The organism is Natrinema sp. CGMCC1.2065 (genome assembly GCF_051225675.1).
Classification (GTDB): Archaea; Halobacteriota; Halobacteria; order Halobacteriales; family Natrialbaceae; genus Natrinema; species Natrinema thermotolerans.
On sequence record NZ_JBPJSJ010000015.1, the window covers coordinates 72,756 to 84,831 of the forward strand.

Here is a 12,076-nt window from a genome sequence, read left to right on the forward strand (position 1 = left end):
TATGCGACTGCACAACAGGAACGTCCGCCAGGACGTCCGCGAACTCGGGGCGTTGCTCGGCGACGTCCTCGAGGACCAGACTTCCCGACGCGCGTTCGAGACCGTCGAGTCCTGTCGCCGGACCGCGATCGAGTACCGGTCGGGCGACCTCGAGTCCCGGGAGCCGCTGATCGCGGAACTCGAGGGACTGTCGCCACACCAGCAACGGATCGTCGCCCGGGCGTTTACCACCTACTTCGAGTTGATCAACCTCGCCGAGGAACGCGAGCGGGTCCGGACCATTCGGACCGCGTCCCAGGAAGGAACCCTCGAGGACAGCCTCGAGACCGCGGCCGCCGAGTTGGGCGAGGCCGACGTCGAGACTGTCCGGCAGGTACTCGACGACGTCCTGATCGAGCCGACGTTTACCGCCCACCCGACCGAGGCCCGCCGGAAGACGGTCAAGTCCAAACTGCGGGAGATTTCGACGTCACTCGAGACCGTCGACGAGCGGCTGCTGACCGACAAGGAAGAGGGGCAGGTCTGGCGGGACGTCGACGCGGAGGTCACGAGCCTCTGGCAGACCCCACAGGTCCGCAATCGCCAGCCCGAACCCGAAGACGAGGCGCGCAACGTCCAGTGGTACCTCGAGAACACGCTGTTCGACGTCGTCGGCGAGGTCTACGACGAACTCGCCGACGCGATCGACGAGGAAGTACCCGGGAGTCTCGAAATCCCGAAGCTCTTCGAGTTCCGGTCGTGGGCCGGCAGCGACCGCGACGGCAACCCCTACGTGACCCCCGAAGTCACCGCCAACACCCTCGAACGGCAGCGCTCGGTCGTCTTAGAGCAGTACCGCGATCAGCTCAAGCGCCTCTCCGGCGTGTTGAGCCAGGACGGTAGCCGGATCGACGCTGGCTCGGCGTTCCAGGCCTCGCTCGAGGAAGATCGCGAGCGGCTGCCGGGGACCGCTCGGACGGCCGAGGAGCGCTACCCCGACGAGCCGTACCGACAGAAGCTCAAGCTGATGCGCGAGCGACTCCGCCGGGTCGGCGACGTTCGCCCCGGCGGCTACGAGACGGTCGAGGGCCTGCGCAACGACCTCGCGGTCATCGCCGAGAGCCTCCGGGACAACGGGGCCGAAAGCGTCGTCGACGCCCACGTCGACCCGATCCGACGGCGGGTCGCGACCTTTGGCTTCTCGCTGGCGAGTCTGGACCTGCGCGATCACCAGCAAAAACACACCGACGCCATCGCCGAGGCCCTCGAGGCCGAGGGGATCGACTACCACGGCCTCTCGGAGGACGAGCGCGTCGAGTTCCTGACCGACGCCGTCCTGCAGGACGAGCCCGTGATCGACCTCGAGCGGACGACGGACCTCTCGGACGACGCCGCCCGCGTCCTCGACCTGTTCGATCGCCTCGCGGCGTGGCAGACCGAGTACGGGAGCAACGCGATCGACACCTACTGCATCTCGATGACCGAAGAGCCGAGCCACGTCCTCGAGGTACTCTTCCTCGCGGATCAGGCCGGCGTCGTCTCTCTGCCCGAACACTCGGGGATCGATATCGTGCCGCTACTCGAGACGGAATACGCCCTCTCGGGGGCCCGCCGGATCATGGGCACGCTGTTCGAGAACGAAGCCTACGCGCAGGCGCTGGAGGCCCGCGGGCGGACCCAGGAGATCATGTTGGGGTACTCCGACTCGAACAAGGAGAACGGCTTCCTCGCGGCCAACTGGTCGCTGTACAAGAACCAGCGCCGGCTGGGCGAGATCTGTGACGATCACGACGTGACGATGCGGCTGTTTCACGGCCGCGGCGGCTCGATCTCACGGGGCGGCGGCCCGATGAACGAGGCGCTGCTGGCCCTGCCCAACTCCACGGTCACGGGCCAGGTCAAGTTCACCGAGCAGGGCGAAGCCATCGCCGAGAAGTACGCCAACCCCCGCATCGCCGAGCGCAACATCGAACAGATGCTCAACGCCCAACTGCGGGCGCGCAAGCAGGCGCTGGACCAGCCCGAGGAGGAGGTCCCCGAGGAGTGGGTCGACGCGATGGAAACGATGGCCGACGCCGCCCGCCGGGAGTACCGCGACCTCTTAGAGAGCGACGGGTTCGTCCGCTACTTCGAGCAGGCGACGCCGATCACCGTCATCGAGGATCTGGATCTGGGCTCGCGGCCGGCCTCCCGCAGCGGCGAGCGCACGGTCGAGGACCTGCGGGCGATCCCGTGGGTGTTCTCCTGGACCCAGTCGCGGTGTATCCTCCCGGGCTGGTACGCGCTCGCGACGGGGATCGACGCCTACGCAGACGACGGCGGCTCGATGGAGACGCTCCAAGAGATGTACGAGGAGTGGCCGTTCTTCCGGACGACGCTGGACAACGCCGCGCTCTCGCTGTCCCGCACCGAACTCGAGATCGCCGAACGGTACGCCGAAATGGCCGACGACGACCTCCGGGAGCGCTTTTTCCCCCGGGTGACCGACGAGTACGCGCGGGCAAGCGAGTTGATCACCGAGATCGGCCAGCGCGAACAGTTACACACCCGCGACTGGCTCGGCGAGAACCTCGAGCGACGAAACCCCTACGTCGACCCGCTGAACATGCTTCAGGTCTACCTGCTCGACCGGACCCACCGGACCGACATCGAGGAGCGAACGCTGCGACTGACGGTCAAGGGGATCGCGGCCGGGATGAAGAACACCGGGTAACGCCGCTCGGCTCGAGGGGCTATCGCCCTCGGGCGAACCGTTCGCACGGAGCGAAAAAATCGAAACGGGTAAAAACGTCTCTCGAGTAGAGAGGAGTGAGCCGAGATAGCCTAGCCCGGCCAAGGCGGCAGATTCGAAATCTGCTGTCCTCACGGACTCGGGAGTTCAAATCTCCCTCTCGGCGCTTTTACAGCAACAAACCGATGAGCCCCGCGTAGCGGTGCGAATCGATGTTCGGTGCTGCAAAACGATTACGGACGATTTGAACCAGACGAGGCGCAGTCCGGGACGTGAGCGGAGCGAACGATCCGGGACGTCTCGGCGTGATTCGACTCGCCTTCTCGGTTTTCGGTATAGCACAAGACGATAAGTAGAGCCAGCCATCCGCCATCGTGATGCCTGTCGGAGAGGACAGTTTCCGGAGACCGCAACCCGAACGTACGGATCGTCCGAACTGACACCGCAAGGTTGCGCTGCTCGGATACTTCGATTCTCGACCCACCCCCTCCGGCGGCAGTTCACGGCAGGTGCCGATTCGGGGGACAGCCGATCCCGTCATTTGCAGGCTGGGCCTCTTTGCGAAGACTTGTGATAGGTGTGGGAACACGAGTCACAATGAACGGACCTCGAGCGACACCGGACCGGTGGGGACGATGAGTTTCGACGACGACACCTCGGACGACGAGGCGTTTCACCCCCTCGGCGAGTCGTGGCAGGACGACCTCGAGGAGATGCTCGACGAGACCGAGTACGACACCGAACTCGGGATGGAGATGGGGAGAGACGCCATGCGGGTCACGAAGGGCGAACTCTCGGAAGAGGAGTTCCATGAACGGTATCACGACGACGTGATGGCGGAGTTCGGCGAGGACGAACGGCCGATTGCCAGTCCGGACGATGTGGACGGCAACGAGGATGGGATCGGGTCGACGCTGTTGGAATTCGCCAACGGCGACGGCTCCCGTCGTGAGATGCTCAAAAAGACCGGGGCCGGGCTGGGGTTCGCGAGTCTCGGCTGGGGCGCGGTCGATCAGCAGGAGCCGGAACCTGCCGTCGAGGAAGCGGGAGAAGTCCAGGACGCAGACGAGGGAACCCAGTGGGGAATGACGATCGACCTCGAGAACTGTGACGGCTGTCTCGCCTGCGTAACGGCCTGCAATCAGGAACACAACTGGGACCAGGGGGCAAACTGGATGTACGTCCTCGCTTTCGAGGACGGCGCGGTCGAGTCCCCGGACCCCGATACCGTCGACGTCGATCCCGAGGACTGCGGGGATAACCCGGTCGTTCACGACTTCAACTACCTCGTCCGCCCGTGTCAGCACTGCACCGATGCGCCCTGCGAGAAGGTCTGTCCGACGACGGCCCGGCATACCCGCGACAGAGGCGGGCTGGTGCTGACCGACTACGACGTCTGCATCGGCTGCCGGTACTGTCAGGTCGCCTGCCCGTACGGCGTTAACTACTTCCAGTGGGGGGAACCGAAAACCGACGAGGACGAACTCAGTGCGGACATGGTCTATGACTATCGTGACCGGCGCGTCAGCAGTCGTGCCCCTCGCGGCGTCATGTCGAAGTGCGTCTTCGATCCCGCCCGTCAGGACGGCAACTTCGGCGAGGGCAACATCGGCACGAGCGCCTGCGAGGTCGCCTGCCCGCCGAACGTTATCCAGTTCGGCGACAAGAACAACCCCGCGAGCGATCCCGAACGGTACAGGGAGAACCCGGCTCGATCGCGAACGATCATCAACCTGGATGCGGCGCTTCCGTCCGCGGATTCGGTTTCGTCGTCGCTCGAGGGCGTCAGCGGCGACCTGGACGCGGTCATCGATGCCGTCGACGAATTCACGAGGAGGCGAATCGCGCTCGCGACGGGGATCCGAATTACCCAAGAGGACTACGAGGAGGAAGCGCCGCCGGGCGATTCGCTCCCGGACAAGGAAGCGGGCATCCTTGAGGTCGTCAGCGCGATCGAAGAAACCGGCCTCGACCTCGAAAGCGACGAGGTGCGCCGAGAACTCGGGCTGATGCCGGACCAGTTCGAGGGGCCGAGTCAGGACGTCCAGGTCGCCGACACGGCGGAGGTCGCCCAGGAATTGTTCGAGGATTACGTCAACGCGCCCCAAAACGAGTTCGAGTTGCTCGCGGATATCGGAACGAACCCGAACGTCGACTACCTCGGTCACCAACCCGGGCCCGAAGCTCATCAGGTCAGGGGGCCGGTTTCGTACGAGGACGTCGGAATGCTCGATACGCGCCAGAACGCCCTCGAGGAGGAGACCGTCGGCCTCGGGCCGATCGACTCGTCTTGACCTCCCCTCACCCCGATCGAGACGGCAGTCAGTGGCCGTTCGAAACCCCACGCATTCAAGCGACTCGAGCCGAACGGGCGACTATGGACCGTCGAAAACGAACGATCGTCGGCACCCTCTGGATCGGGGTCGCGATCGTGATGGCGACGACCCTCGAGATCGGCGTCCCCACGTCTGCGAGCGCGGTCGCTCGCCTGTTCGTCGTCGCTGTCGCCCTGTTTCTGGCCGCCATCTACGCGCTCGACCCGTGGAACGTCGTGAGCGATCCGTTCCGACAGGAGTAGGAGACGGCGGGCGTCGACGCTGCTGTTACTGTCGGGTCGAATCGGGGAAAACGGCGTGGCCGCGTCAGCGACCGGAGCGCTGATCAGCGGCGGCTGTCGTCAGTCGTCGGCCGGTGCGAGCGGCTGCTGGTCGGTCGCGAGCAGCCGATCGAGCGCGTCGACCATCGCTTTCACGCTCGCTCGAGTGATGTCGGCCTCGCTGCGGGCGACCGTCACCGAGCGGTCATTGCGGACCATCGTGACCTCGACGGTGACGACGGCGTCGGTGCCGCCGGTGACGGCGTCGACGTGGTAGGACTCGAGTTCGGCGTCGGCCATCGAGCCCAGCGCCTCGCGGACGGCCGAGACGGCGGCGTCGACGGGACCGGAGCCGGTGCCGCTGGCGACGCGCTCCTCGCCGTCGACGGAGAGTCGGACGCTGGCCGTCGGAACGGCACCGCCGCTGGTGGCGGAGAGGTCGAGCAGGTCGACGACGCGGTCGCGGTCGTCGCCGGTGACGTCCTCGGCGATCGCCAGCAGGTCGGCGTCGGTGACCCGGCGGCCGCGATCGCCCAGTTCCGTCACGCGAGTGGCGATCTCGGCGACCTCGTCGTCGTCGGCCTCGACGCCGTGTTCCTCGAGCGCGGCCCTGACGCCGGCGCGACCGGTGTGTTTGCCCAGCGCGAGCCGGCGTTCGCGCCCGACCGTCTCGGGGGCGTAGGGCTCGTACATCTTGTCGTCTTTGAGCGTGCCGTCGGTGTGGATGCCGCTCTCGTGGGTGAAGGCGTTCTCGCCGATGACGGCCTTGTTCGGCGGGAGCTGGACGCCCGTCGCCCGGGCGACGGTCTGGGCGAGGTCGTACACCTCTTCGAGATCGAGCGTTTCGACGTCGTAGACGTGATCGAGCGCGATCGCGACCTCCTCTAAGGCGACGTTGCCGGCGCGTTCGCCGAGCCCGTCGACCGTGCAGTGGACCAGATCGGCCCCCGCGGAGACGGCCGCGAGCGCGTTCGTGACGCCCAGCCCGAGGTCGTCGTGAGTGTGGGCGCTCACCGGACCGAGGTCGGCGAGTCGGGAGACGGCCTCGTGGGTGTGTTCGGGGCCGGTGTGGCCGACGGTGTCGGCGAAACAGAACCGGTCCGCGCCGGCCTCGAAAGAGGTCTCGGCGAGTTCCTCGAGGTAGTCGAGATCGGCCCGCGAGCCGTCCTCGCCGATGACCTCGACCCAGAGGTCGTGATCTTTGGCGTAGGCGACCAGTTCGGCGGTGTTTTCGAGGTTGTCCGCGCGGGAGGTGCCGACCTTGCCCTCGACGTGGCGATCGCTGGCGGGGACGACGATGTGAACCCCGTCGACGTCACACTCGAGCGCGAGGTCGATGTCGCCTTTCATGCCGCGACAGAAGCTGGTGACGCGGGCGTCGAGATCGAGGTCGGTCACCCGCGAGATGGCCTGTCGCTCACCCGCACCGGTACAGGCGCTGCCGGCTTCGATGACGGAGACGCCCGCGCGCTCGAGCGAGCGGGCGATCTCGACTTTCTCGTCCGGCGAGAGCGAGACGCCCGGCGCTTGCTCGCCGTCGCGAAGCGTCGTGTCCAGCAGGCGTACTGTACGGTCCGATGCGATCGTCTGTTCGGGTGAGTGAGTTACAGGCAAGAGTGGTGAATTGCGGGAACTGCGGGTGTTGTCGTCGGAACGGTGATTATACTCGTCGGAGAATTTCACGCCCAGCCGGGTCGCCCCGACTTCCTCTATCCTCGTCAGATGGCGTATGGCGTGCCATTGTATCCCGTCACAACGTATCACGGTATCTTAAAACCGCCGGTTCCGGATACCGATCCGTCAGGCGTCCTCGAGTCGCACCCGGTCGCCGGGGTCGACGGTCGCGGCGCTGCCGGCGGGGAGTTCGACGATGAGATCGGCTCGGGCGCGGGCGAAACTCCGCCACGGCCGGAGCCGCTCGACGCGCTGGACGACCCCGTCCTCGACCCAGAGGGCGTCGATGGGGAAGAACACGAACAGCATATGGAGATCCCGGACCGCCGCGTCGTCGAACCGAAAGGCGAGCGCGTAGTCGTCCGGCACGGATCGGCGGAACATGAGCCCGCGGGCCTGGCTCACGAGCGTGTCCGCGACCTCGACTGTCATCGCCAGCGTTTCCGTCCGCTCCTCGAATATCTCGTCGTCGGCGTCGGAAGCCGGCTCGTGGACGAGTCGCACGACCTCGAGTCGTACGGGTGCCAGTAAAAACCTTCTCGCCGGGCAGTCGGACCGCGCGAATGCCGCCCGTCGGCCCGTCCGTGTTCGGTCAGCCGAGAGTCGTTGCGACGAGAGTGACCGTCAAGGCGGCGTTGACCACGACGTGAGCCACCGTGCTGCTGACAGTGTTCCACCGGTAGCGAACGACGCAGAGGAGAGCGGCCAGGGTCAGCAGTGTCGTGAGTCTGACTACCGACAGATCCACGATCACGTGCTTGAACGCGAACAGGACGGCCGTCACCGCGATTCCGGCGACCGCTCCTCGGGCCTCGACGAGTTCGGTCTGGACGACGCCCCGCCAGACCTGCTCCTCCGCGATCGGAACGACGAATCCGTTGCCAACGAGTAACAGGATCGCCGCCGCCACCGTCGTTTCGTCGCCGGTCCCGCTCCCGTCGCCCAACCCGAACAGCGCCGCGTCGACCTGGGACGCCCCAGCTACCAGTCCGAGCCCGACGATCCCCGCGAGCGCCCCCGCACCGACGGTCCGCCGGGACCAGCCCCAGCCCCAGCCCCAGGTCTCGCGGTCCTGCCCGCGCTCGAGCGCGTACCGGCTGAGAACCGCCGCGATGAGTGGAAATCCGAGCGCGAGGACGAACGCATCGACCAGTCCCGGATCGATCCCGGCGGCAGCGCCGGCCAGAACGAAACCCCAACGAAGCGTGACCTCGAGGGCGACCCAACCGGCGACGACGACGCCGACGGTTCGAATCGGATCCGATTGGTTCATTCACTTTCGTTACTCCTCACACATATTATACTTTTTACGTTCCGGCGTGGCTATCGGACGCCAAATTCAACTGGTCGGTCCGCCAAAGACGGACGAGCGACGATGGAGAAAACGCCGCAGGGGACCTCGGTCGGCGTCGACGACCCCTACGAGTTCGCGGGCGTCTGTGACTACCTGACCGGCGAGGGGACGTGCCGGTACGCCTTTGATCACTACGAACACGACCCCGAGTTCGCCCGCGAGCGCGCGGCCGACGACTACGAGTGTCCCGTCGTCGACCCCGAATCCGACTGGTCGTGGGCCGACTGCCCTCACTTCCGGTCGCGAAACCGCGATCGGGAGTGCGTCCGCTGCGGACTCGAGGAAAAACGCATGGCCCACGACGACGAGCGGCCGCTGCTCGAGGAACACCACCTCTCCTATGACCGCGACGGCGAGACCCTCTCCCACGAGATCACGGTCTATCTCTGTCGCTGGTGCCACTCGAAGGTCCACGACTCGTGGGCGCGGATCACCGATGACGCCGCGCCCGAGCCCGAGGCGATCGCGGCCCTCGAGCAGCGCCGTGGGCGCGAACAGTCGGAACTGGGGTTCGAGTCGGCGGCCGAGCGGTACGACGACTCGGAGCGGTAGGCGGCCGCGTGCGGCCGGCGGACGGCGTTCAGACCAGCTTGCGGACCAGTCCGTAGAGCCTGTCGCGAATCGAGGCCGGGAGGAACCGGGCGTACAGCCCGTACTGTGCGAGGGGACCGACCGGGTACCGGGCGGGCGGATCGGGGCTGGTCGCCGACTCGAGGATCGCTTCAGCGACGTCCTCGGCCTCGGAGGCGAACGGGCCGCCGCTGCCGCCGCCGATCAATTGCGCGTCGTCGTAGAGTTCGTACAGCGACTCGTAGTCGGCCGTCCGCTCGTTCTCCGGGAGTTCCTCGTCGACGCGGGTCGTGAACGCCGTCTCGACCGGGCCGGGCTCGATCAGCACCACGTCGATGTCGAACTCGTCGACTTCGGCCCGTAACGCGTCGCTCATCCCCTCGAGGGCGAACTTCGAGCCGGAGTACGCGCCCGAGCCGGGCATCGAGATCCGACCGGAGACGCTCGAGACGTTGACGATCCGGCCCTCGCCCTGGGCCCGCATGTGCGGGAGAGCGGCGCGGGTCAGCCGGTGGGGCCCATAGACGTTGACGTCGAACTGCCGGTGGAGATCGCTCGTCGAGACGTCCTCGAGCGGCCCCATCTGGGCGTAGCCGGCGTTGTTGACCACGCAATCGATCGAGCCGGCAACGTCGACGACCGCCTCGACGGTCCGGGCGACCTGCTCGGGATCGGTGACGTCCAGCGCGAGGGTCTCACAGCCCTCGTCCGCGAGGTCGGCGATGTCGTCGACGTTGCGCGCCGTCGCGAAGACCTGCCAGTCGTCGTCGAGGAAGGCGCGGGCGGTCGCGCGACCGATGCCGGACGAGCAGCCGGTGATGAGTACCGACTGCTTGCGCGTGTAGCGGTCCTCGTCGCCTGCGGGGCCCGCGTCGTCCGCGGCGGTCTCGTGGCCGGGGTCGTCCTCGACGACGGTCCCGTCGGAGCCATCGTCGGCTGTCCTCTCGACGTCCGCATCGGTAGCCATACCCGACCGGTTCGTGCGACGATACCTAAGTATCGATGGTTTGTCGCGCTGATCGTACTGTTCGGATCGGATTCACGTTCGATCGGCTCTACCGATCGTCTCGAGACGGCAAACGACCAGAAAGCCCCCGGATCGATCGCCTCGCGCGCCTCGGTGCGCTCCTCGCTCCCGACGGTCGCTGCGGTGCTTCCGTCGTCGTGCTTCGTCGATCGGTCCGGCCCCTTTCAGTCCCACCCGCTGCAGGTGGCTGATCAGCAGGCTGCAGCCGGTGGACAGTCGAATCGGCTACGCGTCGACCTCTCCCTTGGCCTCGTCGGCGTACTTGTCGGCGAGTCGGACCGGTTCGGGGAGTTTGTACGAGGTAGCCAGCGCGAGCGCAACTTCGGCTGCCGTCTCGGGACCCACGCGGTGACCGGGGCTGACGTAGAGCGGATTGATGTACCGGTTCGGCGACTCGTACTGGCGCGTCTGGACCGCATAGCCCAGTAGAGTGCCGTCTGGCGCGTCGACCCTCGAGTTCGCTTCGATACCGATCGTCGTCCCCTCGGGGAGGTCAGCGGTGTCCGCCCGGGGAGTCCCACAGAGCAGGCTCTTGGCGACGCCGACGCTTGGCACGTCCCGGACCACGCCGATGTGGGTCGCGATGCCGGCCTGTCGGAAGTGGATGCGGCCGCTGCCGTCGAACAGCAGCAGATCGGGCTCGACGGACAACTCCTCGAGCGCCGCGAGGATCGGCCGCCCCTCGCGGAAGGAGAGCAGGCCGGGGATGTAGGGGATCTCGAGGTCGGTCACCGCGTGGACGCGCTCGATCACCTCGCCGCCGCGGGTGGCGACGACGGCGCTCAAGGCACGGTCCTGCTCGCCCTCGGCGTTCGTCAGGAAGGACTGGTCGACGCCGACGACGACCGGTCGCTCACCGCCGCTCGCAGTCGCCTCGAGCGGGTTCGACAGCACTGCGTGATCGAACGAGAAGTCGTCCTCGAAGGTCGCGACGGAAGCGATCTCGCGCTGGAGGGTTTCCATCTCCGCGCGCGAGAGCGAGCCGTCGGGAGCGAGGTCGGGACGGGGCTGGTGCATTGGATCGAGGGTAGACGCCGGGCGAAAATCAGTTGCGGGGTCCTGCGACGGGTGCGGGCGTCAGAACCGGCCGCGGCCGGGACCGCCCGGACCACCGGGGCCCCCGGGACCGCCCGGACCGCCACCGCCGCCGCCGAACTCGAGGCGACTGGGCGCGCTGACGTTTCGGTTCTGTTTGACGTACTGGCCGTAGGCGAGGCCGATCACGAGGCCGACGAGGTGGGCCCCGTGGGCGATACCTCCGCCCCCGGTCGCGCCGGTGAGGAAGAAGATGCTGATGAAGGCGTAGCCGGCGGTCAGCAGCCAGATCGGGACGGGGAGAATGAAGTAGAGATAGACCTTCAGGCCGGGGTTCAGAACGGTCAGGACGCCCATGATCGCGAGGGCGGCACCGCTGGCCCCGAGGACGGCGGACGGACTCCCCTGGGCGAGCGAGATCGCGATCTGGCCGAGACCGGCGAGGACGCCGCTGACGATGAACAGGGCCGCGAAGTTCCGCGACCCGATGTAGCGCTCGACCAGCGGGCCGAAGAAGAATATCACGATGCTGTTCCCGACGATGTGCATGAAGTTACCCGGGCTGTGGGAGAAGACGGACGTGACCCACGTCCAGACGTACTCGACGTTCCACGAGGTCAACAGGAACAGCGACTCGTAGAGCGATCGACTACCGAACTGCCCGACGATCAGTTGCGCGAGGAACGTGAGCCAGATCAGCGCGAGGAACGTGTAGGTCATGTTCCCGCGGAAGTACGCCAGCGGGCCGCCCGGGCCGGTATCGATCGGGAGTTTGTCCATGATCCCGGAGGCCCGCGACGTCCCCCCGCCGGAACTGACGTTGTCGTCGAACCCGCTGTCGAAGACACCCTGCGGGTCGTTCCAGTTCTCGAGTCCCGAGCAGTCGTGGTTCTCGGGCAGCCGATGGTCGCCACAGTAGGTGCCGCCGCAGTGACGACAGTTGTACGGCATGTTTTCGTCGTTCCCACACGCGTCGCACTTCGCCATTGACCGGGGGTATGTGCGGCGTCGCTAAGGGATTTGGGGTTTGTCACTAGTTTCGGGGCGCTGTCAGGTACGGCGGCGGCCCCGGCGGTCACATCGCTTCCCGGCGGACTGTACATTTTTGCC

10 protein-coding genes and 1 tRNA gene are annotated in these 12,076 nt (G+C 66.7%); 5 read left to right on the top strand and 6 right to left on the bottom strand.

The window, feature by feature from the left end; genetic code table 11:
* Nucleotide 1 precedes the first annotated feature (1 nt).
* From ppc to ACSBP4_RS15080, 4 genes are all read left to right on the top strand, one after another.
* Nucleotides 2-2,692 carry a phosphoenolpyruvate carboxylase gene (ppc, locus tag ACSBP4_RS15065; RefSeq protein ID WP_435552683.1) on the top strand — a complete coding sequence of 897 codons (2,691 nt, stop codon included), beginning with the start codon at nt 2-4 and terminating at the stop codon, nt 2,690-2,692.
* Between the two features lie 99 nt (nt 2,693-2,791).
* Nucleotides 2,792-2,876: transfer RNA gene (locus tag ACSBP4_RS15070), tRNA-Ser, on the top strand.
* Between the two features lie 469 nt (nt 2,877-3,345).
* Nucleotides 3,346-5,004, top strand: a complete 1,659-nt coding sequence (locus ACSBP4_RS15075) for a 4Fe-4S ferredoxin N-terminal domain-containing protein (RefSeq protein ID WP_435552684.1) — start codon at nt 3,346-3,348, stop codon at nt 5,002-5,004.
* A gap of 83 nt (nt 5,005-5,087) precedes the next feature.
* Nucleotides 5,088-5,288 carry a hypothetical protein gene (locus ACSBP4_RS15080; protein ID WP_435552685.1) on the top strand — a complete coding sequence of 67 codons (201 nt, stop codon included), beginning with the start codon at nt 5,088-5,090 and terminating at the stop codon, nt 5,286-5,288.
* A gap of 99 nt (nt 5,289-5,387) precedes the next feature.
* Here ACSBP4_RS15080 and ACSBP4_RS15085 read toward each other — a convergent pair whose 3' ends face one another.
* From ACSBP4_RS15085 to ACSBP4_RS15095, 3 genes are all read right to left on the bottom strand, one after another.
* Nucleotides 5,388-6,989 carry a (R)-citramalate synthase gene (locus tag ACSBP4_RS15085; protein WP_435552686.1) on the bottom strand — a complete coding sequence of 534 codons (1,602 nt, stop codon included), beginning with the start codon at nt 6,987-6,989 and terminating at the stop codon, nt 5,388-5,390.
* Nucleotides 6,990-7,106: 117 nt separating this feature from the next.
* On the bottom strand, nt 7,107-7,484 hold the full coding sequence (locus tag ACSBP4_RS15090) for a DUF192 domain-containing protein (protein ID WP_006650753.1): 378 nt from the start codon (nt 7,482-7,484) through the stop codon (nt 7,107-7,109).
* An 88-nt stretch (nt 7,485-7,572) separates the two neighbouring features.
* Nucleotides 7,573-8,253 carry a CPBP family intramembrane glutamic endopeptidase gene (locus tag ACSBP4_RS15095; RefSeq protein WP_049966724.1) on the bottom strand — a complete coding sequence of 227 codons (681 nt, stop codon included), beginning with the start codon at nt 8,251-8,253 and terminating at the stop codon, nt 7,573-7,575.
* Between the two features lie 102 nt (nt 8,254-8,355).
* Between ACSBP4_RS15095 and ACSBP4_RS15100 the strand changes: the two genes are divergently transcribed.
* Nucleotides 8,356-8,886 (top strand): DUF7097 family protein, encoded by a 531-nt coding sequence (locus ACSBP4_RS15100; protein WP_435552688.1) that lies wholly within the window; start codon nt 8,356-8,358, stop codon nt 8,884-8,886.
* Between the two features lie 28 nt (nt 8,887-8,914).
* On the opposite strand, the gene ACSBP4_RS15105 is transcribed toward ACSBP4_RS15100, so the two are convergent.
* From ACSBP4_RS15105 to ACSBP4_RS15115, 3 genes are all read right to left on the bottom strand, one after another.
* Nucleotides 8,915-9,871 carry an SDR family oxidoreductase gene (locus tag ACSBP4_RS15105; protein ID WP_435552690.1) on the bottom strand — a complete coding sequence of 319 codons (957 nt, stop codon included), beginning with the start codon at nt 9,869-9,871 and terminating at the stop codon, nt 8,915-8,917.
* A 285-nt stretch (nt 9,872-10,156) separates the two neighbouring features.
* A complete protein-coding gene (locus tag ACSBP4_RS15110) occupies nt 10,157-10,948 on the bottom strand; it encodes an endonuclease V (RefSeq protein WP_435552691.1) in 792 nt (263 codons plus the stop codon).
* A 60-nt stretch (nt 10,949-11,008) separates the two neighbouring features.
* Nucleotides 11,009-11,953: a rhomboid family intramembrane serine protease gene (locus ACSBP4_RS15115; RefSeq protein WP_435552693.1), complete on the bottom strand. Its 945-nt coding sequence runs from the start codon at nt 11,951-11,953 to the stop codon at nt 11,009-11,011.
* Nucleotides 11,954-12,076 lie beyond the last annotated feature (123 nt).